Origin of the sequence: Octadecabacter arcticus 238 (assembly GCF_000155735.2) — a bacterium.
Lineage (GTDB): Bacteria > Pseudomonadota > Alphaproteobacteria > Rhodobacterales > Rhodobacteraceae > Octadecabacter > Octadecabacter arcticus.
Genome location: NC_020908.1, coordinates 5,012,691 through 5,036,473, shown reverse-complemented (window position 1 = coordinate 5,036,473; position 23,783 = coordinate 5,012,691). Strand labels below are relative to the sequence as shown.

The following is a 23,783-nucleotide window of genomic DNA, read 5'->3' as shown; positions in this document are numbered from 1 at the left end:
CGAACTCAAACAAAAGGCCCGTCAGATATGGCGGGCCTTTTGCGTTTCACCCAAGATAGTCGATGAACGCTGCAGGCGGATCGTTTAGGAACCGTGCCGTTTCAATCGGTTCCCATGCCTTGCCCGCAACGACCCCGATAACCGCATCAGCCACCCGCGCGGCATCCGCCGGATCATGTGTGACCATCACAACCGTGCGCCCCACCGCCTGTGCCAATTCAACCGACAGGTCCAGCATTTCGGCCTTCATTCCCGGCCCCAAGGCGCTGAACGGTTCATCCATCAGCATAATCGCGCGGTCCTGCAGCAGCGCACGTGCCAAGGCAGCGCGGCTTTGTTGACCACCAGACAACGCCGCAGGTTTGCGTGTCGCCAAGTCTTCCAGCCCCACACGGGCCAGCATATCTTCAACTTGATTTTGTACGTCGCGCGTCGGGTTCAATCGAGACCCAAGCGCAAGCGCTACATTCTGCAAAACTGTCAGGTGCGGAAAAAGATTGTTATCCTGAAATAGCATCGACACCGGCCGTTTGTGGGGTGGCAAAGCGGTGATATCCGCACTGTTCCAAGACACTATGCCCGATCGCTGTGCCACAAATCCCGCAATCCCGCCAAGCAGCGTCGACTTGCCAGCGCCGGATGGTCCGATCACGGCTGTCACTTTGCCAGCCTCAATGCACAAATCTGCCGACAAGGTATAGCCGCCCTGCACAAAAACCGAATCCCTACACCACAGCATGCGCCCGGCCTCCTTTGTCAAAAACCCAGAACAGGCCAAGTGATAGCATGACCAACAGCAGTGCCGCGCCATACGCGGCCTCCATCTGGTAGGCCCCCATCAGCTGATACATCGCCATCGGCAAGGTGCCTTGGCCGGGACGCGAGAACAAGGTGATGACACCAAGATCCCCCATCGCCAGCGCCCCCGTCAAACCCGCAGCAAACCCCATCGGTCGGCGCAGGCGCGGCAAATACACGATCCGCCATAACGCCCACCCTCGCAGGCCGAGCGATTGCCCCAATCGGCCAAAATCAACACGTGCCGAGTCTACGCCGGGTCGCAATATCCGCAGCACGAAAGGCAACGCCATGAGGACATTCACCAACATCGTCACAGGCAAGGCCACCGAACTGGGTTGCACGTAGGGCTGCACGATCAGAAACATCCCCGTGCCCAATACCAAACCGGACACGGACAGTCCCAACAACGACGCGGCTTCGCCGGCCTTAGTCGCCAATGGCAACGCCAACGCCATCGTTAACGCCACCGCGCCCAATGAGATGAGAAATGAGCGTGAAGCCGCGCCCCAAATACCAATCGGCAGATCAAACAACCCAGCAAGTCCAGCAATAAAAATTGCTAAAAGTGGCGCCATCAGAAACAGCGTCGCCAGCCCAATCCAAGTCGCGTCGAGCAGCCTTGACCCATCCCAGCGCTGCACAACCCGATCAAAGCCAGCGCCAAGCATGTCGCCGCGTGCAAGCAGCAGCGCGATAAGTCCGGCCCCAAGCCCAAGGCACAGCTGAACAACCGCCAAAGATGCCGCCTTACTAAGATCAAAATCAAATTTGAACGCCTGATAGATCGCCAGTTCAACAGTGGTTGCTTTTGGCCCGCCGCCAAGCGTCAAGGCAACAGCAAACGAGCCGATGCAAATCACAAAAATCACCGCAAATGCGCCGGGCACGATACGCCGCAACATCGGCCATTCAAGCAACCAAAACACCGGAGCGGCCAGACTTGCGGCAACACGGAACCGTTCGGACGGAATCGCAAGCCAGCCTTGCAAGATCAGCCGAACCGCCAGCGGCAGATTAAAAAATACATGCGCAAGAATGACGCCGTGCGAACCATAAATATCGAGCTTGGGCACACTCAATGGTTCCAAAACCAGATTCACAAATCCATTGCCGCCAAAAACAGAAAGCAAGCCCAGAATCGCCACGATCACCGGCAAAATGAACGGCGCTCCCATGATAGAAATCAGCACCGACCGTCCCCAAAACGATCGTCGCGCCAACGCGCGCGCGACCGGAATGGCCAATGCCACGCTGATCACGGCAGACCAGAACGCCTGCCAAACCGTGAACTGCAATGCCGATAGGTCAGCCGCAGACAAGGTCGTGAACCCACCGCCACGCCACAACACTGCCGTCACGGGACCGATAACCAGCCCCGCAACGACGAGTGCCGCGATTATTGCGACAACGCGCTGCGCCATGCTTCAATCGCTGTATCACGAAGCGCTGCGGCCTCGTTTTCATCGTAGAAAAACACCGTTTCAGGCATCGGAAGATCTTGGAACCCTTCGGGCCACTGCTCAACTGGCAAAGCTGCGGGGAACGACCAGTTGGTTGTCGGGATCATCGTCTGGAACTCTTCCGTCAAAATGAACGCCATGAACTCATCCGCCAAATCAGGCTGATCCGTCGTTGCCAATTTCGCCGCCAATTCGACCATAAAGTAATGGCCTTCCTCAAAGATTGCTGCGGACTTGGTCAGGTCGTCTTCGGCGATGATGTGGTAGGCGGGCGATGTCGTATAAGACAACACAACATCCGCTTCGCCGTCCGTAAACAGCCCGTAGCTTTCGGACCAGCCCTGCGTCACCGTGACAATCTTGGGGGCAAGCCGCAGCCATGCGGCCTCTGCCTCATCGCCGTAGACCGCCTGTACCCACAGCACCAATGCAAGCCCCGAAATTGACGAACGCGGGTCTTGGATAACGATCCGCACATCGTCCGGGGCATTCAATAAGGCCTCAAAGCTGTCAAACCCGTCCAATTTTGTGTTGTCGTAGATGAACGCCGTGTGGCCATAGTTGAACGGCAGGAAGGTGTCGTCGTTCCAGTCAATCGGCAACGTCAGAGGCGACAAATCCAGCCCGTGCGGTGCGAACATCCCACTGTCGCGGGCCTGTTTGGTGATGTCGGAATTAAATCCAATGGCGACATCAGCCTCGGTTCTGGCACCTTCCAGCAACAGGCGCGGCAACAAGTCACCGGTCTGATACTGCAAATCACATTCGCAACGTTCCTCGAACGCGGCTTCGATGCTCGGGCCTGGGCCCCATTCAGATCCGAAATAGTCGGGGGCGTAAACTGTCAATACAGGTGTGTGGCCATCCGCAAGCGCTGCTGTGCCAAACAATAGTCCTGTGACAGTGATCAGGGTGGTTTTCATGTTTTCATCCTCTCAGTGTTACAAAACGGAGAAAGGAGAATGGGCCCAAATTGATCCGGCCCGTTACCTTCCCTCCGCCGGTCTTAACCGGGTCAGGTTCTACGGGTCCGTCTTTCGACATCTCAGCCACAATGGCCCCCCGAGGTTCGTCTTAGTTAGGATGGTCCGGCGGACTTGGCAAGGGCCTGTCGCAACGCTAGACGGGGATAAAGGAGCGCACCAATGTCGATCAATTCCTACGGCCATCTTTTCCGCGTCACCACCTGGGGCGAAAGCCACGGTCCTGCATTGGGCGCGACCGTCGATGGTTGCCCCCCCGGTGTCGCGCTAACGGCACCGATGATCCAAGAATGGCTCGACAAACGCCGCCCCGGTCAGAACAAAATGACGACACAGCGCCAAGAACCCGATGCGGTCGAAATCCTGTCTGGCGTGTTTGAAGACACGACAACAGGCACGCCAATTCAGTTGATGATCAAGAACACCGATCAGCGCTCAAAAGACTACGGTGACATCGCCAACACCTTCCGCCCCGGACATGCCGACATCACGTATCACCAGAAATACGGGCTGCGCGATTATCGCGGCGGTGGTCGATCTTCTGCGCGTGAAACTGCATCGCGGGTGGCGGCGGGTGGTGTGGCCCGCGCTGCGATCAAATCGCTAGCGCCGAACGTCGAGATCAAAGGCTACATGGTGCAGATGGGCGAAAAGCACATCGACCGCGCCCGCTTTGATTGGGACGCGATTGATGGCAACGACTTTTGGTGCCCCGATGCAGGCGTTGTTACTGAATGGACAGACTATATCAACTGGCTGCGCAAGGACGATCACAACTCGGTCGGCGCGATGATCGAAGTCGTGGCGCGCAACGTGCCTGCAGGCATCGGCGCACCTGTTTATGGCAAGTTAGACACTGATCTGTCCGCCGCCATGATGTCCATCAACGCAGTCAAAGGCGTGGAAATTGGCGAAGGCATGGCTGCCGCGTCCCTCACCGGTCGTGCCAACGCGGATGAGATTTTTATGGGTAAGGACGGGCCGGAATATTCAAGCAACCATGCGGGTGGCATCCTTGGGGGTATCAGCACTGGGCAAGACATTGTTGTGCGTTTTGCGGTCAAACCGACGTCCAGCATCCTTAGCCCGCGCGCATCCATCCGCATGGATGGAACACCCACCAAGGTCATAACCAAAGGCCGTCACGACCCTTGCGTTGGTATTCGTGCTGTCCCCGTTGGCGAAGCAATGATGGCGGCTGTGATCCTCGATCATATCCTGCTGGACCGTGGTCAAACGGGCGGCGTGCGTGGGCAGATCGGCCCGCAGACCTAGTCGCGTTTCTGCTTGGCCATCTGCACTGCCAAAATACCCGCTGTGATGATCACAACGCCAATAATGTCCATCGACCCCAGCTTTTCACCGAGCAACAGTGCAGCCGTCAACACGCCAAAGAACGGCGTTAGAAAATGAAACACGGACGCAGGCGTCGCACCGATCCGGTCCACCAGCATGAACCAGATCAACGTCGCCCCAATGCCTGGAACGATCACCGTGTAGGCAAACGCCACACCCAATTGCCACGTCCAGGTGACATCGAACGTTTCAAACGCAAGCGCTGGCACCCAAAGCACCGCGCTGCCGACCAACATTTGCAGACCGACGATCATCAAAAAATTACCGCCCGACGATGCACCGCGTACTGACAGCGTCGCCACTGTCAAAGACACGACACCGATAACACAAAGGCCCAGACCGAACATATCGACCTGCCCTTGCAAACGTGCCCCCATGATCAGCGCCACTCCAACCACTCCCGCGACCAAACCTGAGACGCCAAGGGGCCTGATCCGTTCGCCAAATACCGTCCAGCTCGCGAAGGCGACCAACAGCGGCATCGTGGACGCGACGATCGCGGCAAGCGACGCTTCGATGGTCTGCATTGCCACAAAATTCAGCCCCAGATAGAGCGCATTTTGCGTCACGCCAAAAATCAACGTCGCAATCCATTGGCGCCGCGTCAAATGCCAGCTTTGGCCCATGACACGCGCCAACAAAACGGCAAAAATCCCTGACAACAAAAACCGGATCGCAAGCGCGTAAAGCGGTGGCGCATATTGCACGATCACGCGGGCCGACGTGAACGCCGAGGCCCACATGATGCCAAACATCACGCCCATAACAATCGCTTTGGTATCAATCGGCTTCATAACGTCTCCAACGAAAAAGGGCCGCCCTGTAGGGCGACCCTTTCACCAAATTAGCGGATCAGCCTTAGCCGTTCACACTGTCTTTCAGTGCCTTCGCGATGGTCATCTTGACCACTTTGTCGGCGTCTTTCTTGATCTGCTCACCCGTTGCTGGGTTGCGGACCATACGTTCTGGACGCTCACGGCAATAGATTTTGCCAACGCCTGGCAGTGTAACGGCGCCGCCGCCGGACACTTCGCGTGTGATCAGACCGACCATTGCGTCGAGCGCTGCGGATGCGGATTTCTTATCCGTACCCATGTCTTCTGCCAGCGCTGCAACAAGTTGCGTTTTGGTCATTGGTTTCGTCGCCATTTTATCTCTCCTCGTTCTGCCCGTTTTCTGGGCTTCTTGCTTAGTCAGTAAACTGCATGTCGCTACGTTCCACAACGATTAGTGCCACATTACAAGTGAAAAACCGCATATTGTAGTGAAATACCACAATATTCGCCCATTACAGGAAGGCAGTTTCCTCAAATGAGCGTAATTTTCGGCTGTGAATCCGTTCAAGTGGCATTTTGCGCAACTTCTCCATCGCGCGAATTCCGATCATCAAATGCCGTGAAACCTGCGTTTTATAGAAATCTGACGCCATGCCAGGCAGCTTCAACTCTCCGTGCAGCGGCTTGTCAGAGACGCACAAAAGCGTGCCGTAGGGCACCCGAAACCGGAACCCGTTGGCGGCGATTGTCGCGCTTTCCATATCCAATCCGATAGCACGCGACTGGGACAGACGCTGTACGGGACCGGATTGATCGCGTAACTCCCAGTTGCGGTTGTCGATGGTCGCGACCGTTCCTGTTCGCATAATCCGCTTTAGCTCGTATCCTTCAAGTTCAGTCACCGACGCCACCGCTTCTTCCAGCGCAATCTGGATTTCAGCCAGCGCGGGGATCGGCATCCAGACCGGCAGATCGTCGTCCAACACGTGATCTTCGCGCAGATACCCGTGGGCGAGAACAAAATCCCCAAGCCGTTGCGAATTGCGCAGACCCGCACAATGCCCAACCATCAGCCACGCATGTGGGCGCAGCACCGCAATGTGATCAGTCGCCGTTTTCGCGTTCGATGGCCCAACACCGATGTTCACCAATGTGATGCCAGCCTGCCCTTCGCGACACAGATGATACGTCGGCATTTGCGGCAACTTTTCGACCGTTTCCAGCGCAGCGTCCGACTCGGTGATGACCTGATTTCCGGTCGACACAAACGACGTGTAACCACTGTCAGGATCCGCCAACATTTTGCGCGCGTAGGCTTCGAACTCGTCAATGTAAAATTGGTAGTTTGTGAACAGAACATGGTTCTGAAAATGTTCAGCCTTTGTCGCGGTGTAATGCTGCAACCTCGCGAGCGAATAATCGATCCTTTGGGCGGTAAACGGCGCAAGCGGGCTGGACCCGTCAGGGTGGTGAAAATTGGTGCCATTGACGATGTCGTCGTTCGTTGTCGCCAAATCCGGTACATCGAACACATCACGCAGACTGAATTCCAATGCACCCTCTTGCGGCACGTCGACCTCACCAGACACCGCGAAATGCACCGGCATCGGGGTTGTGGATACACCAATCACGACCGGTTCGTCATGGTTTTCGATCAACAGGCCAATTTGTTGCAAAAGGTAGCCTTCAAACAAATCGGGCCGCGTTACGGTCGTTGAATAATCGCCAGGTCCCGCGACGTGGCCAAAACTCAGACGCGAATCCGTCTGCGCATAAGTGTAGGTGCGGATCCGAATCTCAGGATAGAAGGCGCGAAAACGTGTTTCTGGTCGCGCGCCCGTCACGTTCTCGGCGAATGTCTTAGTCAGGAACGCCGCCGCAATCTGGTAAAGCTCCCGCAAACGTTCAACGGCAGCCCGTGCATCCCTGAATTCCTGTGCGACTGGAACTTCGGGGGAGACAACAGGCAGATGTAAATCTGATCTCATCATAGGGTTCGCCTCCAAATATTTTTATTCTTATGTCTGTGTACGCAAAAAGCCGCAGAATGAACTGCGGCAAGCATTGTCATGTGTGCGTGTGTATTCATGCACCATAATGCCACCAGAATATGACACTCTGCAAGACCTCGCCCAAACGTCATGACAATGTCGCTTTTCCACTAGTAAGAGCCGTACCTCTCGTGTTGGGTGGCAAAAAGGGGAACCGCCATGACCGACACCAACCTGAAACCGAACTTGTCGAACTGGCAGGAACGCGTCGACCTCGCTGCGGCCTTTCGTTGGACGGCGCGGTTGAACATGCACGAAGGGGTCGCAAACCACTTCAGCTTTGCCGTCAACGACGACGGAACACAGTTTCTGATGAACCCCAATCAAATGCATTTCAGCCGCGTTAAGGCCAGCGATATGATTATGGTGGATGCCAACGATCCCGAAACACTGTCCGGCCCCAATGCCCCCGATCCGACCGCATGGGGCCTGCATGGCGGCATCCACCGCCATTGTCCGCATGCGCGTTGCGCCATGCACGTCCATTCGATCCATGCGACTGTTCTGGCGACGCTCAAGGACAGCCGCCTACTGCCCATAGACCAAAACTGCGCGACATTCTTCAACCGCTACGTGATTGATGATCATTACGGTGGTCTGGCTTTTGAAGAAGAAGGCGAGCGGTGTGCAGGTTTGCTGAGCGATCCAAAACAGAAAGTCATGATCATGGGCAACCACGGCATCATGATCATCGGCGCAACCGTCGCTGAAACCTTCAACCGTTTGTATTATTTTGAACGCGCCGCCGAAACCTACATCCGCGCTTTGCAGACCGGCCAGCCCCTGCGCGTGCTGTCGGATGAAATTGCCGAGAAGACGGCACAAGAACTTGAAGATCACCCAGAACAGGACGAACGCCACCTCTCCGAACTCAAGGCGATCCTCGACGACGAAGGATCTAACTATGCCGCCTAGGCTGTTCTTTGAGAATCTGCGCGCATGGACCAGCACGCGCCGCCTTGGACGAGGAAACAGGCTCTAACACTGCCCAATTTTCCAATTCCAAAAGGTGTCTGATATGACCGTCTATGGCTTGACTGAAGAACACACAATGATTGCGGACACTGTCCGCAGCTTCGTGGAAAAGGAAATCTACCCGCATGAAGACCTCGTCGAACGCACAGGCGAAGTCCCGCGGGAGATTGCGGATGAGATTAAGCGCAAGACGATCGAGCTTGGATTTTACGCCTGCAATTTCCCAGAATCTGCCGGTGGTGCGGGTCTAAACCACGTTGAATTCGCACTTGTCGAACGCGAACTGGGTCGCGGGTCGATGGCGCTGAACCACTTTTTCGGGCGACCCCAGAACATTCTGATGGCCTGCGAGGGCGAACAGATCGAACGCTACCGCGATCCTGCCGTGCGAGGTGAACGGATGGACGCCCTCGCGATGACAGAACCAGGCGCGGGATCAGACGTCCGCGGCATGAAATGTTCGGCCGTGCGCGATGGTGGCGATTGGGTCCTTAACGGCACCAAACATTTCATCTCCGGCGCAGATCACGCTGATTTCTTGATCGTCTTCGTCGCCACGGGGGAGGATCAAACCCCGCGCGGCCCCAAGAAGCGTATCACCACATTCCTTGTAGATCGCGGCACGCCCGGCTTCACAATTCGCGACGGGTACAAATCCGTGTCCCACCGCGGCTACAAAAATATGATCCTCGATTTCGACGATTGCCGTTTGCCCGATGCACAGGTTTTGGGCGAGGTCGACGGCGGCTTTGCTGTGATGAATGAATGGCTTTATGCGACCCGGATCACTGTCGCGACAATGTCTGTGGGCCGCGCACGCCGCGTCTTTGATTATGCGCTCAACTACGCCGCAGAGCGTGAACAATTCGGCCAGAAGATTGGTAAGTTCCAAGGCATCAGTTTTCAACTCGCCGATATGATCACAGAAATCGACGCGGCAGATTTGCTGACACTTGCCGCCGCTGATCGACTCGATAAAGGACTGCCCGCCAACCGTGAAATCGCATCTGCAAAACTCTATGCGTCAGAAATGCTTGGCCGTGTGACCGATGCGGCGATTCAGGTTCATGGCGGCATGGGTCTCATGGACGACTTCCCGCTTGAACGCTTTTGGCGCGACGCCCGCGTCGAACGCATCTGGGACGGCACATCCGAAATCCAACGCCACATTATCAGCCGCGAAATGCTGCGGGCACTTGGTGCATGACGCGCACCTTATCGAGACTACTTCGCCCCAAAAGCGTCGCCGTGATCGGTGGCGGCGCATGGTGTCGCGCAGTGATCCAACAACTTCTCAAGGCGAACTTCAGCGGCGATATCTGGCTAATTCACCCCACCGTTGATGAGATTTGCGGGTTGCCCGCCCACCCATCGTTGCACGATCTGCCGAACATACCGGACGCCGCATTCATCGGGATCAACCGCGATGCGACGATAGATACCGTAGCTCAGCTGTCACTTCTCGGCGTTGGAGGCGCCGTCTGTTTTGCCAGCGGCTTTGGCGAGACCGACGACGGCCAAGACGCAAACCGCAGTCTGCTTCAAGCCGCTGGCGATATGCCATTTCTTGGTCCCAACTGTTACGGGATGATCAACGCTCTGGATGGCGTTTCGCTTTGGCCGGATCAGCATGGGTGCGTTCCCGTTGATCGCGGCGTAGCGATCCTGACGCAAAGCTCAAACATCGCCATCAACCTCACGATGCAACAGCGCGGCTTACCGATCGCCTTTGTCGTGACGTGCGGAAATCAGGCGCAGTTGTCAGAGGCCCAGATCGCCGATGCCTTGCTCGATGATCCTCGTGTCACAGCGATTGGCCTTCACATCGAAGGGTTCGGTGATCTTCCAGCATGGCAGGCCCTTTCCCGCAAAGCGCACACAAAAGGCATACCGCTGGTCGCATTGAAAGTCGGGAAGTCCATCGAGGCGAGGAACGCGACAATCTCGCATACCGCATCATTGGCTGGCAGCGACGCAGGCGCCAATGCACTCTTGGAACACCTCGGTATCGCACGGGTGGATGACCTGCCAACTTTGTTAGAGACGTTGAAGATCCTTCACGTTGCCGGCCCCCTCCCGTCTGGACAGATCGCATCGATCAGTTGTTCGGGAGGAGAGGCGAGTCTGATCGCCGATATGGCATACGACACGGCCCTGACCTTCCCCCCTCTGACAAAGCTGCAAGAAACACGCCTCCTGGCAGCGCTCGGCCCCAAGGTCGCATTGGCAAACCCGTTAGATTATCACACCTACATTTGGCGTGACGTTGCGGCGATGACGCGTGCCTTTTCCGGCATGATAGTACCTGAAATCGCAATCACATTCCTGATCGTGGACTTCCCACGTGGCGACATATGTGACCCGTCAGATTGGGAGTGCGTGATACAATCAGCGTTAGATACCCGCGCCGCAACAGGTGGGACAATTGCCATGGTCTCGACCCTGCCCGAACTCATGCCCGAACATGTGGCACGCCGCCTTATGGCAGGCGGTATCATCCCGATGGGCGGTATTCGTGCGGCTTTGGCCGCGACAGAAGCCGCTCACCTGCGCGCACCAAGTCCAGCAGACCTGATCGTTCCGAGCAAATCAATGCCAGCCGAAACGATATCTGAGGCAGACGCAAAGCGCGCTTTGCAAATGGCAGGCGTCACAGTCCCCAAGCTCTTGACCGGCGACCTCGAAACGCTCGCCAAATACGCCGACATCCAACACGGCCCGTTCGTGCTTAAATCCACCGGAGTCGCCCACAAAAGCGAGGTGGGTGGCGTTGCGCTGTCCCTGACCAATGGTGACGCGGTGCGCCAAGCTGGCGCAAAGATGTCGTCCACCACGTTCATCCTTGAAGAGATGATTGCGGACCCTGTTGCAGAAATTCTCATCGGAGTTGTAAAGGACCCAGCCCATGGGTTTGTCATCACAATTGGTGCTGGGGGACTTTTTGCTGAACTGCTGAAAGATACCGCATCCATTCTAATACCTGCGTCCCGCGATCACCTTAAACAGACACTAAACCGGCTGAAATTGGCGAAAATTCTCAACGGATATCGCAACCAGCCCGCTGGAAACATCGACGCGCTGCTTGATGCCGTTGAGGCGATCCAATCCTACGTTCTTGCCAACCTCGACACCATTGAAGAGGTTGAAGTGAACCCGTTCATCCTCACCCAGACCCGTGCGGTCGCCGCTGACGCCTTGATAAGGAAATGCAATGACTGACCCGATCAGAACACGACGTGAGGGCGCGATCCTCGAAGTTACGCTGGACCGCCCCAAGGCAAATGCAATCGACCTGACAACAAGCAGAATTATGGGCGAGGTTTTCGCCGACTTTCGCGATGACCCCGATCTACGGGTCGCAATCCTCACGGGGGCGGGGGAGAAATTCTTTTGCCCCGGATGGGACCTCAAGGCGGCAGCGGACGGTGACGCGGTTGACGGGGACTATGGCGTCGGTGGATTTGGGGGATTGCAAGAATTGCGCGACATGAACAAGCCCGTCATCGCCGCAGTGAACGGCATTTGCTGTGGCGGCGGATTGGAATTGGCGCTGTCAGCCGACATCATCCTCGCGGCCGACCACGCGACATTCGCGTTGCCTGAAATCCGGTCCGGCACTATCGCAGACGCGGCGTCCATAAAACTGCCCAAACGCATCCCCTACCACATCGCGATGGAGCTGTTGTTGACAGGTCGGTGGTTCGACACGACCGAGGCGCTCAATTGGGGATTGATCAATCACACCTACCCAGCCGCCGATCTGATGGCGCAAGCTTGGGATATGGCGCGGGTGTTGGCGTCAGGCCCACCGCTGGTCTATGCCGCGATAAAAGACGTCGTGCGCGACGCTGAGGATTCGAAATTCCAAGACACGATGAACCGCATCACCAAACGCCAACTGGCGTCGATAGATCGGCTCTATTCCAGCGATGATCAGCTTGAAGGCGCACGTGCGTTTACGGAAAAACGGGATCCCGTCTGGAAGGGCCGCTAGGCCAAAAGCGTCTTTATCCGCCGAAGGGCAAATCCGTAACCATCTGTCCCGAAGCCCGCAATCACACCGTCTGCGCGGCCCGATACGTAGGAATGGTGCCTGAATCGTTCGCGTTTGTGGATATTGGAAATATGCACTTCCATCACCGGACCCTCGAAGACATTCAGCGCATCCAGAATCGACACGGACGTATGGCTTAACGCGGCGGGATTAATGATAATGCCTACCGCGACTCCGCGCGCTTCTTGGATCCAGTCCACCAGCACGCCTTCGTGGTTGGATTGGCGCGCATGAACGTCCAGCCCCAGTTCAACGCCCAATGCGGTGCAAGACGCCACAACATCGTCGAGCGTTTCAGAGCCATAAATCTCTGGCTGGCGTTGCCCCAAAAGGTTCAGATTCGGGCCGTTGAGAAGCAGTATTTTATCCATGAGCAACCATCCTTCATGACCACCATTATGGCAAGCCCTCAAGCCTTTTTGAATTGGACAAGACGTGCGATGTCGTAGCGATGTGACAGGTCGGCCTTGTCGCTGTAGGTGCGCACGTCTTCAAATGTAAGGTCGACAATTTGTGGGTCTATCTTGGCGAATAGCACCTCAAATTCTACACTTTGGTAGTGCTGCGCGTTGACTGAAATGACGAACAGACACCCCTTCTCAGCAATCTCCAGAAGCGGCAAAATTCCCTCGGGTCCAACATGGCCCAAGGTAAATGTGCCCGCACTTACGATTCCGCGATATCCGGTCAAGCCCAATGGCTCAGTCACGTCAGCTGCGATCAAGTTGCGGTAAACACCTTTGCCCTTGGCGACGCGCAACATGTCTTCCGACAGATCAAGCGCATCAATCGGCCCAATGCTGACAGAGGTGGTCGCAGGATTTCGGACCAGTAGTTAAGGTGGATCAACTTGTGAAAGAAGTGATCCCAAATGACGAAACGAAAGAACCATTCGTCCCTCGCTCGGCAGTCGATACGCATTCACTGAGTATCCGTATTGGTCAAGCTGGATATTCGCCCCATTTTCGCTGATCCCGTAGAAGGGCATTTGCGGTGACAATCAGCTTTCGCATAACGGCTGTGATCGCCAGCTTCTTGCATTTCCCAGTCGATATCAGATGTTCGTATTTTGCCTTCATGTCTGGATTGAAGCGTGTAGCAACAACCGCTGGCAGATAGACTGCGCGCCTGACGCTGGCGCGACCGCCCTGGATGCGTTCCTTGCCTTGCCACTTTCCCGATTGCCTCGATATGGGTGCAAGGCCCGCCAGCGCCGCTGCTTTCTTGCCACTCAAATGTCCGAGTTCGGGCATTTCGGTTAATATCGCACAGGCTGTTACCTTTGCGATGCCCGGAATGCTTGTAAGAATCTCGGCGCGTGCAGCGAGATCTTTGTCTGCCGCAACGATGGCATCGATTGCCTCGGTAACTTGCGACAAGTCACGTTCGATCTGTTTCAGACGTCGTTTGATCTGCTGGGAAGGCAAGACGTGCGTCGTTGCGGCAAGTCGTGCCTTTGCTGCGGTCCGGTCCTTGATCAATGCCAGCCTGGCTGTTGCCAGCTGCTTGAGATCATGAAGTGTTTCGCTTTTGGGTTGGTCTGCTCTCAATTCCAGAAGTGCGCCCATTTTGGCTAATAGCGCAGCGTCCACCCGGTCCGTTTTGGCCAGCCGGCCGTTCGCGATTAGTCTTGAACCGATGGCGACCAAATCGCTCACCTTCGCAGAACCGGCGGGCCTGACGCGGATTGACCCGTGCAAAGCTGATCCCGTGTTGAGCCAAGCCCGTTTCGATGCACCTGTGATAAATGCCTGTTGCTTCAAAAATGACGCGGGAAACTTCTGTTTTTCTCGCCCAAAATGCGAGTGCCTTAGCGCCAGCTTTGTCATCGCAAAACTGCCTGTGCTCTCGCGAGGACAACCAATAAGCGTCCAATGTGTCTTTCGAAATGTCGATCCCAATGGTATCTTCCATGTGTCTCTTCCTAACCTTGTCTTGTCATGCGGGCCCAAAGCCCAAGGATGCCCAGCGATCTCCGACCCACGGTCCGAAGTCAGGGAGCGATACAGCTCTTTGGACAGCTTACGGGGCTACTTGATCAGCGCCTGAATGACGTTGTGGCTGTCTTTGTTGCCAACCTTTGCCAGCATCACGTAGCGCGTGCTCCGTTCGACCAATGTTGCGATGAAGCTGTTGCCAGATCCTGCGATGAGCTCACCCTCCCAATGACCAGGCACGGCCCGATCTTCCACCTCGGCTGGCCTGTCAAGGATCGATATTGCGTCGTTGAACCATTGACCGGCAGGCGATTGCGCAGCAATCACCGGGAGGTTGGCCCAGACCACTACGCTTCATGGTGGCATGGCGAGATCGGCGGATGGCCCGCGTTGCCCGTAGATGCGCTAGTAATTCCTTGAGACCTCAGCATAACCTGTTGTTTGGGTTCCCGTTGGTCATGTGTTTCCAAAAGCTGCCTGTGTTTACGCTCTTAGGTGTCTGTAGCGTTGGGTTTCAGGCGTTATTTTTTGATTTTGGTCGCACTTATCCAGTGGGTTCCGGTCTGGCAGGCCGTAGAGCGCCAAGAACTTTGCCCCCTTCGCGATATTATGGGCGATGGCTGCCAGGCCGAACAGGGTCAGGTTTTTAGCCAGCCCCCTCAGCCGCGTTCGAGCCAATCCATAGCGGGATTTATAGGTGGCAAAGGGGCGCTCGCCGCCGGAGCGGATCACGGCAATCTCTTTGTTGCGGACCAAATCCGCTTTGGACAAAGGGTGGCCCCGATAGCCCTTGCGCTGCACTTGATCATCAATACCAAACTGCGCCAATTTTTCGCGTGTGGCTTGCGAAGAATAGGCGGCATCCGCGTAAAGCGCTGCCTCGTCGCCCAGCAATAGCGTGTCCCGTTCGGTACTGTCATGGGCATTGCCTGGTGTGACCGTTTGGCGGTGGATGAAGCCATCTTCGTCGACGCCAGTGTGGACCGAGTAGCCGTAGGTGGACTTTATATTACCGCGACTGTCGGCCTTTACGTGCCAGCCCGCATCCTTGTCGCGCGTGGGTTCATCATTGGCGTCTTTGCCGTACCCCGACTGCGCCGCTTCAACCGGAGTGGCATCGATGATATTGATGCGACCTTCAGTCATGATGATATGTTTTGCTTCAAGTTGGCGGTTCACTTCGCCCAGTAAAACCTCCCACAGGCCCAGTTCCATCAACCTCGCCCGAAAGCGCCCAATGGTAGTGGCGTCAGGGACATCCCCACCCAATTCGAGGTGACAGAATTTCCTGAACAACAGATCGCGAAACAGGGACAGAGCCAGCTCAGCATCACTCAAGCGATATCAGATGCCCAGCAATGACGCGCGGAGTAAAGTCAGCAATGGATAGCTCGGACGGCCAGTCTTGCTGGCATAGATTTCGGCCATGATTTGTTCGAGCTTTACCCAGTCCAAAATCGCCTCGGCACCGTCCAACCCTTGCAGGCTCGCATGCTCAAGATCAGCGCTGGTAATGAAGAGTTCGGGTTGGGTGGAAAATGGCTTCTGCATGGCTTTAAAATAGCAAAATTAAACCTTCAGGGGAATCCCAGACTTATGCAGAGGCCTCTCCTTCTAAAGTACGCCACGAATTTGGATAAAAAAGCTTCGGCAGATCGTCGTGAGAAACGCGCTTGTTCTCATCATCGGGATGTTCTCGCATCAGCCAACCTGCGATTTGTTGCGGGGACCACATGCGGATCAGCTTAGTCGATATCGCCCCCTCTCACACATGCAAGCATGTGTTGCCGGGCAGTGGACAGAGATAGGCGTTGCCTGCCAGCTTGCACAGCTTCGGGCGGTGAGAGCGATCCCAGGCTGCGACATCTGAAGGCGCGGCACGATAGTCTTTGATCCCTCCGTTGCGCCGGACTTCACGGCTGATTGTGGAGGCTGATCGCTTCAAACTTCGTGCGATAGACCGCAGGGACACCTGCGCTCGAAGGCCCCTCGATATCTCCTCTCGATCGATCGGGGTTAGAGCAAGCCGCGACCTGATGCGGTCCGCAGGACGGATGCTGCCAGTCCGCTCAAACAGCGGGTAAATTGATGATGACCCCCGATCAAACACACGGCCAATCGAGCTCATCGACTCTCCACGTTGCCATCCACTGCCCGGCAGGCGATGCTCAGCATCGCTGAGAGGGTCCCAAATCTCCGACTTCTGCTTGTCCGTGAAAAATACGCGGCGACGATAGGCCATAACTTATACCAGCGGCCAGAATATCTGACTCATTTTTTTGGTTTTAATTTTTGGTAAACTCTGAATCAATGACCTCCATAGATTGGGAGGTGCTCATGGGTGGAGCCATAAAAATTACGCGCACGGATATGTCTGCGAAAGATTTGCGCCGTGCGGCAAAGCGAACCAAGGATGGGCGGGTTGTACGGCGACTACTGGCCATAGCGCTGGTGCTTGATGGGGTGGATCGTGAAACGGCTGCCCGCAGCAGTGGTATGGATCGACAAACACTTCGGGATTGGGCGCATCGCTTTAACGCAGAAGGCATTGAGGGGTTATCGGATCGGAATGGCAAGGGGGCAAAACCACGGTTGTCGCCCAAGCAACAGGCGCAATTTGTGGCGTGGGTGGAGGCCGGGCCCGACCCAGTAAAAGATGGCGTAGTACGATGGCGTTGTGTCGACTTGCAGGCTCGTGTTGAAGAGGAGTTCGACGTGAAACTGCATGTGCGTACGATTGGGAAATATCTAACCAAGCATGGCTTTCGCCGCCTGTCTGTGCGTCCAGAGCATCCGAAAACTGATCGCGAAGCGCAGCAGGCTTTTAAAAAAACTTTGCGAGCCTCGTAAACGATACTCTGCCAGAACATGCAAAGGGGAAGCCTCTTGAAGTATGGTTCCAAGATGAAGCCCGCGTTGGACAACAGGGGACACTCACCCGTAAATGGGCCAAGCGTGGAACTCGCCCGCGCGCACCCCGTGATATACGCTTCAAATGGAGTTATATCTTTGGTGCCGCTTGTCCCGCACGTGGTACCGCCGCAGGTCTCGTCCTGCCCTACGTCAACGCCGAGGCTATGGGGCTGCATCTTGATGAGATCGCAAAAGCTGTCGCACCCGGCTCACATGCCTTGCTGATTGTTGATGGGGCGGGGTAGCATGGCGCAAATTGTTTACAGGTGCCAGATAAAATTACGCTCGTTAAGCTGCCACCGTATTCACCAGAACTCAACCCCATGGAAAACGTCTGGGCTTATCTGCGAGCCAATAAACTCGCAATCACAGTCTTCGACACCTATGACGAAATACTCGACAAATGTGCACAAGCTTGGAACTTCTTTGCGAACGACCCAGAGCGAATAAGTTCAATCACAGATCGAGAATGGGCAAGGGTCACTTAATTCGGCCGTTGGTATTACACTCCATCTTTGGCTAAAGACTAAAGTGTTCCGTCGACCCATTGAAATCGCCGACCACGCCCGCCTGCACCGGTGTAAACCCGCACCACTTCGCGCGGGATCAAATAGCCCTGCGCATCGCTGAAATAATCGTCGTAGGTATCAGCCCAAGCTACGTACAGCCGCTTGGTATCCTGCGGCGTCTTCAGCGCATAAGCGCCCTCTAGATTTAGATCATGATCTGTCATGATTAGATCATAACACACCTTGCACCGCTCGACATCTTGCGCGACCAAGAGGCATGACAAAAACTCTCCTGTCCTTTGGCCACGGCTATTCAGCCCGCGCGCTTACAACGCTCTTGCCCGATGATTGGCGCGTGATCGGAACGACTCGCAGTGAAGATAAGGCCGCCGCGCTGATGGCAGAAGGGATCGAGCCGCGCATTTGGCCGGGTGCGGACCTCACGCCAGCGCTTAAATCCGCAACACACCTGTTGATTTCTGCCGGTCCTTCCGAGGCCGGCGATCCAGTCCTTAACGAATTGCGCGACGAAATTGCTGACCGTCGCGACCAATTTGAATGGGTTGGTTATCTGTCTACGACAGGCGTTTACGGCGATCATGACGGGGGCTGGGTCGATGAGAACACGCCCCTCAGCCCGTCTACGAAACGCGGTCAGATGCGGGTGGACGCCGAATTGGCTTGGCAATTGCTCGGCCTGCCACTTCATATTTTCCGACTTGCAGGAATTTACGGACCCGGTCGTGGGCCATTTTCCAAAGTGCGCAACGGCACGGCACGGCGCATTATCAAAGACGGTCAGGTCTTCAGCCGTATCCACGTGGCGGACATCGCCCAAACGCTTGCCGCTTCCATCGCGCAACCAAACCCGGGTGCGATCTATAATCTGTGCGATGATGATCCAGCCCCGCCCCAAGACGTCATCGCACATGCCGCTGAATTGCTTGGCCTGCCAATCCCGCCAGAGCAAGATTTCGCCAATGCTGATCTGACGCCAATGGCGCGTAGTTTTTATGCCGAAAGTAAAAAGGTTCGCAACGACCGGATAAAAACCGATCTCGGTGTAAAATTGACTTATCCCGATTACCGCGCGGGCCTTGCCGCGCTTCTGGCGGCAGAAACCGGAAATCCATAGTGCGCGACTTGCCCTTGGGGAATCCAATAGCCATATGAATTTCAACCAAGGGGCCATTGATGACAGTACGAGAGAAGACCGCGCAAATTCTGGCGACCAATTGGGTCCAAAAAATGATTATTGGCGTTATTCTGTTCAATGCAGTGATTCTTGGCTTAGAGTCTTCAGACACAATCATGAACAACGCGGGCACGTTGATCGACACGCTCGACACGATCTGTCTGTGGATTTTCGTGCTCGAAATTCTGGCAAAACTCTTTACGCAGCATTTCCGCTTCTTTAGGTCTGGCTGGAATGTCTTTGACTTTGTAATCGTTGGAATTGCACTAATCCCTGCGGCGCAGGCGTTCTCGGTATTGCGCGCGCTTCGTATTCTTCGAGTGCTTCGCGTCGTCTCAGCAGTGCCAAGCTTGCGCCGCGTCGTAGAAGGGTTTTTGACCGCTTTGCCCGGCATGGGCAGCGTGTTCATGTTGATGTCTCTGATCTTTTACATCGGGTCGGTGATCGCAACAAAATGTTCGGCGAAACGTTCCCGCAATGGTTCGGCAGCTTGGGCCATTCCGCCTGCAGCCTGTTTCAAATCATGACATTGGAAAGCTGGTCGATGGGCATCGTGCGCCCAGTGATGGTTGAGTTCCAATACGCATGGGCGTTCTTCATTCCGTTCATCATGGTCACGACTTTTGCGGTGGTGAACCTGCTTGTCGGCCTGATCGTCAACTCAATGCAAGACGCCCACCACGAAGAATCAAACGCTGCAACCGACACCTATCGCGACGAAGTCCTTGTGCGTCTTGAAGCGATCGAAAAGCGCCTACCGAAGCAGCCCTAGGCGCGTTTGCCAATCACGCCGACTCCCAAAACATCCAGCACTTTCGCCTCGATATGTTCAGCGTTCATGCCTGCAACTTCATACATTTCGCGCGGGCCCGCTTGGTCGATGAAGATGTCTGGAAACACCATGGACCGAAATTTCAGGCCGTGATCGAACACGCCTTCTTCGGCCAGCAATTGCGCCACATGTGACCCGAACCCGCCGACTGCGCCCTCTTCGACGGTGATCAGCGCCTCGTGATCGCGGGCCAACCCAAGGATCATTTCACGGTCTAACGGCTTGACGAACCGTGCGTCCGCAACCGTCGGCGTGATACCTTTCGCGGCCAGCGCTTCGCAGGCTTTTTCAACTTCTTGCAACCGTGTGCCGAACGACAAAATAGCAACCCTAGACCCTTCGCGGATCATCCGGCCTTTGCCAATTTCCAGCGGCTGCGCGTCATCGGGAATTTCAACACCGACACCTTCACCACGTGGAAACCGGAACGCGATAGGTCCGCTGTCATGGGCCACAGCTGTCGCGACCATGCGCGTCAACTCAGCCTCGTCAGCGGCGGCCATCACGACAAATCCCGGAAGGTTCGCCAGAAACGCCACATCAAACGATCCCGCATGGGTCGCGCCATCAGCGCCGACAAGCCCGGCGCGATCAATTGCAAACCGCACAGGCAAGCGCTGAATGGCCACATCATGCACGATCTGGTCGTACCCGCGTTGCAGGAACGTCGAATATATCGTGCAAAATGGCTTCATCCCACCCGCCGCAAGGCCGGCACAAAATGTCACCGCATGTTGTTCGGCAATTCCGACATCAAAACAACGCGACGCAAACCGTGACATGAACCGATCCAAGCCTGTGCCGTCTGGCATCGCCGCCGTCACCGCCACGATCTTGTCGTCCTTGGTCGCCTGTTTGATCAGGCTTTCCGCAAACACCGACGTGTAGGATGGCGCATTGCTCGGCGTCTTCTTCTGCTCGCCCGTGACAACATCGAACTTCGCCGTCGCATGACCGCGATCCGCGCGATTTTCAGCGTAGCCCTTACCTTTTTTAGTGATCGCATGGATCAGGATCGGCCCCGTTGCGCGGGTTTTCACGGTCCGCAGGACCGACAGTAATTGTTCCATATCGTGCCCGTCAATTGGCCCCAGATACGAAAAGCCCAACTCCTCAAACAAAGTGCCGCCAACGGTCATATGCTTTAACATGTCCTTGGCCCGCCGCGCGCCTTCTTGCAAAGGTCCGGGCAAGAACGAAACGGCACCTTTGGCCGCCGCCTTAAATTCCTGAAACGGATCACCCGCATAAAGCCGCGACAAATATGACGACATCGCCCCGACGGGCGGTGCAATCGACATTTCATTGTCGTTCAAAATTACGATCAGACGTTTCTTTAAATGCCCTGCGTTGTTCAATGCCTCGTAGGCCATGCCCGCAGACATTGCCCCATCGCCTATGACCGCAATCGCGTCGCCACCCTCACCACCCAAATCCCGCGCAACAGCAAAGCCGAGGGCGGCAGAAATCGACGTGGATGAATGCGCCGCACCAAAGCAATCGTAAGGCGATTCAGACCGCTTGGTGAACCCGCTCAACCCGTCCTTTTGACGCAAGGTGCGGATTCCGTCCCGCCGTCCTGTAAGGATTTTGTGCGGATAGGTCTGGTGGCTCACGTCCCAGACAATCTTGTCCTTGGGCGCATCAAAAACCGCATGCAGCGCCACGGTCAATTCAACTACACCAAGCCCGGCCCCCAAATGTCCGCCGGTTTCTGACACAGCCGAAATCGTCTCTGCCCGCAACTCATCGGCGAGCGTGCGCAACTGCAAATCGGACAACCCGTTTAGGTCACTCGGCAGATCGATCTGATCCAAAAGCGGGGTCTTTGGTCTCTCAGCCATATCAGGCCATCCTTCAGCAATTACAGTTCAAGACGCTCAATGTGTGCGTTGCACGACAAACCGCGCAGCAGCCTTCAATGTGTTAGCCGCCTCTCTATAGACATCTAATGCATCACATGCTTCGTCCACTAACTCAACTGCGCGGCTTTTCGCCCCATCCAGCCCTAAAAGCGAGACAAAGGTGGCCTTACCCGCAGCATGATCCTTCCCGACGGCCTTACCAACCGCCTCCGCGTCGCCTGTTACATCCAGAATATCGTCGGCAATCTGAAATGCACGGCCCAGCGCACGTCCGTACTGGCGCATTGGCATTTCGTCCGCGCCAGCAATTCGTGGCCCTGCCGCACAGGCCCATTCAACCAACGCACCAGTCTTTTTGGCCTGTAAACTTTCAATCTCACCCAGCGTCAGCGCCGCAGCCGCCGACTCCGCTGCGATATCCGCGGCTTGCCCGCCAACCATTCCGCGCTCACCAGCATCAACAGCCAACATATGCGCCAGAACGACCTTCGTCTCTGGCGTGATATCTGCCAGCATAATCAATTCAAACGCCAAGGCCTGCAACGCATCACCGGTCAGCACCGCCGTCGCCTCGTCCCACTTGCGGTGCACCGTTGGCTTGCCACGTCGCAGATCGTCGTCATCCATACAGGGCAAATCATCATGGATCAGGGAATAGGCGTGCATCGCCTCGATTGCGCCAGCAATCGGTGCCGCGATCCGCTCCTGAACGCCGTGTAAACGCGCGCCCTCAAGAACCAGAAACCCGCGCAACGATTTTCCGCCACGCACTGCATACATCATCGCTTCGGGGATAGGTGTTTTCACTGGCCGCACGGCTGCCGCGATTGCTGCCTCAACAACCTCTGCGGCATACTTCAACGCATCTTTCAATGCATCAGCCATCCAAAGGTTCCGTACCCGTCGGTTGCCCGTCACCATCCAAAGTCAACTTAGCGACCTTTTCTTCGGCCTCTTTCAGCTTCGCCTCACAGCGTTTCTTCAAGGCGGCCCCGCGTTCATACAGCGCAATAGACTCGTCGAGAGGAACCTCGCCACGCTCCAACTTGCCGACTACCTGTTCCAGCTCGCGCAGCGCGTCCTCGAAACTCATGCTCTTTACGTCTGCACTCATCGCGCGCGCTCCTTTAATGTGTCTACATGCGCCCGCGCCGAACGGCCCAAGGCTTCAAGATCATAACCGCCCTCAAGCGCGGATACCACACGGCCTGAACAATGCTTGTCCGCCAGATCACATAGCTTGCCAGTGATCCACGCGAAATCGTCCTCATGCAACATCATCCCCGCCAATGGATCATCCGCATGCGCATCAAATCCTGCCGATATCAACAAAAGCTCCGGCTTGAACGCTTCAACGCGCGGAAACACCTCGCGCTCCCACGCGGCCCTGAATTTGGCCGATCCACAGCCGTCCGGCAGCGGCACATTCACAACATTGCCGACGCCAGTTTCATGCGCCGCCCCCGTGCCGGGGTACAATGGCATCTGATGGCTCGAACAGAATAGAATCCGCGCATCGCCTTCAACCAAATCTTGCGTACCATTGCCGTGGTGCACATCAAAATCCAATATCGCAACACGCTTCAACCCGTGGAATTCAAGGGCATGCTTGGCCGCCACTGCAACAGAGCCAAAGAAACAGAACCCCATCGCAGTCTCGCGCTCTGCGTGATGTCCAGGTGGGCGCACCGCGGCAAATGCATTACCAGCTTCGCCCGCCATCACCAGATCGACAGCCTTAACGACACCACCCGCCGCACGATACGCTGCCTCCAATGTGCCAATAGACATATGCGTGTCAGCATCCAACGACCGCCACCCCTCGGACGGGGCCGCTGCTTTGATCGTATCAACATGCCCCTTGGGATGCGCGCGCAGTAAATCGTCATCCGCAGCCAACGGCGCGTCAACGCGCAGCAAATCCATACCAGCCAACGCGCCCAAAACCGCATCCAACCGCGCCACTTGCTCGGGATGTCCTTGCGGCGTTACGTGATCGTAACACGCCTTATGCGTAATCAATGCAGTTACCATCTCGGCCCCCTCGTCATTGCCTTTGTCTCATAAATATTCCCG

At 55.9% G+C, this 23,783-nt stretch carries 19 protein-coding genes, 6 pseudogenes and 1 riboswitch; of the genes and pseudogenes, 8 read left to right on the top strand and 17 right to left on the bottom strand.

Annotated features, from left to right (window positions below; translation table 11 throughout):
* Positions 1-46: 46 nt before the first annotated feature.
* Genes OA238_RS26085 through OA238_RS26075 form a run of 3 tightly spaced genes read right to left on the bottom strand, consistent with a single transcriptional unit; the run spans position 47 to position 3,184 of the window.
* On the bottom strand, positions 47-739 hold the full coding sequence (locus tag OA238_RS26085) for a thiamine ABC transporter ATP-binding protein (protein WP_015497481.1): 693 nt from the start codon (positions 737-739) through the stop codon (positions 47-49).
* Positions 726-2,222 carry a thiamine/thiamine pyrophosphate ABC transporter permease ThiP gene (locus OA238_RS26080; RefSeq protein ID WP_015497480.1) on the bottom strand — a complete coding sequence of 499 codons (1,497 nt, stop codon included), beginning with the start codon at positions 2,220-2,222 and terminating at the stop codon, positions 726-728. Before OA238_RS26080 ends, OA238_RS26085 begins: the two co-directional genes overlap by 14 nt.
* Positions 2,198-3,184 carry a thiamine ABC transporter substrate-binding protein gene (locus OA238_RS26075; protein WP_015497479.1) on the bottom strand — a complete coding sequence of 329 codons (987 nt, stop codon included), beginning with the start codon at positions 3,182-3,184 and terminating at the stop codon, positions 2,198-2,200. Before OA238_RS26075 ends, OA238_RS26080 begins: the two co-directional genes overlap by 25 nt.
* A gap of 52 nt (positions 3,185-3,236) precedes the next feature.
* Positions 3,237-3,336, bottom strand: a riboswitch (TPP riboswitch).
* Between the two features lie 70 nt (positions 3,337-3,406).
* Here OA238_RS26075 and aroC point away from each other — a divergent pair.
* The gene (gene aroC, locus OA238_RS26070; RefSeq protein ID WP_015497478.1) at positions 3,407-4,519 is read left to right on the top strand and encodes a chorismate synthase; all 1,113 of its coding nucleotides are present in this window, start codon (positions 3,407-3,409) and stop codon (positions 4,517-4,519) included.
* Here aroC and OA238_RS26065 read toward each other — a convergent pair.
* From OA238_RS26065 to OA238_RS26055, 3 genes are all read right to left on the bottom strand, one after another.
* Positions 4,516-5,385 carry a DMT family transporter gene (locus OA238_RS26065; RefSeq protein WP_044038835.1) on the bottom strand — a complete coding sequence of 290 codons (870 nt, stop codon included), beginning with the start codon at positions 5,383-5,385 and terminating at the stop codon, positions 4,516-4,518. The two genes, aroC and OA238_RS26065, sit on opposite strands and share 4 nt — an antisense overlap.
* A gap of 73 nt (positions 5,386-5,458) precedes the next feature.
* Complete coding sequence (locus OA238_RS26060) at positions 5,459-5,749, bottom strand: HU family DNA-binding protein (protein WP_015497476.1); 291 nt, start codon at positions 5,747-5,749, stop codon at positions 5,459-5,461.
* Between the two features lie 139 nt (positions 5,750-5,888).
* Entirely contained in the window at positions 5,889-7,367 is a 1,479-nt protein-coding gene (locus OA238_RS26055; protein ID WP_015497475.1) for an AMP nucleosidase, read from the bottom strand.
* A 219-nt stretch (positions 7,368-7,586) separates the two neighbouring features.
* On the opposite strand from OA238_RS26055, the gene OA238_RS26050 reads away from it, so the two are divergent.
* From OA238_RS26050 to OA238_RS26035, 4 genes are all read left to right on the top strand, one after another.
* The gene (locus OA238_RS26050) at positions 7,587-8,342 is read left to right on the top strand and encodes a class II aldolase and adducin N-terminal domain-containing protein (RefSeq protein WP_015497474.1); all 756 of its coding nucleotides are present in this window, start codon (positions 7,587-7,589) and stop codon (positions 8,340-8,342) included.
* A 103-nt stretch (positions 8,343-8,445) separates the two neighbouring features.
* Complete coding sequence (locus OA238_RS26045; protein ID WP_015497473.1) at positions 8,446-9,609, top strand: acyl-CoA dehydrogenase family protein; 1,164 nt, start codon at positions 8,446-8,448, stop codon at positions 9,607-9,609.
* Positions 9,606-11,621, top strand: a complete 2,016-nt coding sequence (locus tag OA238_RS26040) for an acetate--CoA ligase family protein (protein WP_015497472.1) — start codon at positions 9,606-9,608, stop codon at positions 11,619-11,621. Before OA238_RS26045 ends, OA238_RS26040 begins: the two co-directional genes overlap by 4 nt.
* Entirely contained in the window at positions 11,614-12,396 is a 783-nt protein-coding gene (locus OA238_RS26035; protein WP_015497471.1) for a carnitinyl-CoA dehydratase, read from the top strand. Before OA238_RS26040 ends, OA238_RS26035 begins: the two co-directional genes overlap by 8 nt.
* Here OA238_RS26035 and aroQ read toward each other — a convergent pair.
* From aroQ to OA238_RS35355, 6 genes and pseudogenes are all read right to left on the bottom strand, one after another.
* Positions 12,393-12,827, bottom strand: coding sequence for a type II 3-dehydroquinate dehydratase (gene aroQ, locus OA238_RS26030; protein ID WP_015497470.1), 435 nt, complete (start codon positions 12,825-12,827; stop codon positions 12,393-12,395). The genes OA238_RS26035 and aroQ overlap by 4 nt on opposite strands.
* 38 nt (positions 12,828-12,865) lie before the next feature.
* On the bottom strand, positions 12,866-13,219 hold the full coding sequence (locus tag OA238_RS26025) for a class I SAM-dependent methyltransferase (protein WP_015497469.1): 354 nt from the start codon (positions 13,217-13,219) through the stop codon (positions 12,866-12,868).
* A 178-nt stretch (positions 13,220-13,397) separates the two neighbouring features.
* Positions 13,398-14,370: pseudogene (locus OA238_RS26020) on the bottom strand (IS110 family RNA-guided transposase).
* Between the two features lie 166 nt (positions 14,371-14,536).
* A pseudogene (locus tag OA238_RS35360) lies at positions 14,537-14,675 on the bottom strand (IS30 family transposase); the annotation flags it as partial.
* A gap of 201 nt (positions 14,676-14,876) precedes the next feature.
* Positions 14,877-15,944: pseudogene (locus OA238_RS29450) on the bottom strand (IS5 family transposase).
* A gap of 66 nt (positions 15,945-16,010) precedes the next feature.
* Positions 16,011-16,635 (bottom strand): annotated as a pseudogene (locus OA238_RS35355) (transposase); the annotation flags it as partial.
* Positions 16,636-16,730: 95 nt separating this feature from the next.
* Between OA238_RS35355 and OA238_RS31005 the strand changes: the two are divergent.
* Positions 16,731-17,794: pseudogene (locus tag OA238_RS31005) on the top strand (IS630 family transposase).
* 38 nt (positions 17,795-17,832) lie between these two features.
* On the opposite strand, the gene OA238_RS25985 reads toward OA238_RS31005, so the two are convergent.
* Positions 17,833-18,039, bottom strand: a complete 207-nt coding sequence (locus tag OA238_RS25985) for a hypothetical protein (protein WP_144055991.1) — start codon at positions 18,037-18,039, stop codon at positions 17,833-17,835.
* 53 nt (positions 18,040-18,092) lie between these two features.
* Between OA238_RS25985 and OA238_RS25980 the strand changes: the two genes are divergently transcribed.
* On the top strand, positions 18,093-18,950 hold the full coding sequence (locus OA238_RS25980) for an SDR family oxidoreductase (protein ID WP_015497466.1): 858 nt from the start codon (positions 18,093-18,095) through the stop codon (positions 18,948-18,950).
* A 59-nt stretch (positions 18,951-19,009) separates the two neighbouring features.
* Positions 19,010-19,782, top strand: a pseudogene (locus OA238_RS25975) (ion transporter).
* Here the strand turns inward: OA238_RS25975 and dxs are convergent.
* From dxs to OA238_RS25955, 4 genes are read right to left on the bottom strand one after another with little or no spacing between them, the layout of a single operon-like run.
* Positions 19,779-21,686 carry a 1-deoxy-D-xylulose-5-phosphate synthase gene (dxs, locus tag OA238_RS25970; RefSeq protein WP_015497465.1) on the bottom strand — a complete coding sequence of 636 codons (1,908 nt, stop codon included), beginning with the start codon at positions 21,684-21,686 and terminating at the stop codon, positions 19,779-19,781. The pseudogene OA238_RS25975 and the gene dxs overlap by 4 nt on opposite strands.
* Positions 21,687-21,722: 36 nt before the next feature.
* The gene (locus OA238_RS25965; RefSeq protein ID WP_044037692.1) at positions 21,723-22,592 is read right to left on the bottom strand and encodes a polyprenyl synthetase family protein; all 870 of its coding nucleotides are present in this window, start codon (positions 22,590-22,592) and stop codon (positions 21,723-21,725) included.
* Positions 22,585-22,821, bottom strand: coding sequence for an exodeoxyribonuclease VII small subunit (locus OA238_RS25960; RefSeq protein ID WP_044037690.1), 237 nt, complete (start codon positions 22,819-22,821; stop codon positions 22,585-22,587). Before OA238_RS25960 ends, OA238_RS25965 begins: the two co-directional genes overlap by 8 nt.
* Positions 22,818-23,741 carry a histone deacetylase family protein gene (locus OA238_RS25955; RefSeq protein WP_015497463.1) on the bottom strand — a complete coding sequence of 308 codons (924 nt, stop codon included), beginning with the start codon at positions 23,739-23,741 and terminating at the stop codon, positions 22,818-22,820. Before OA238_RS25955 ends, OA238_RS25960 begins: the two co-directional genes overlap by 4 nt.
* Positions 23,742-23,783 lie beyond the last annotated feature (42 nt).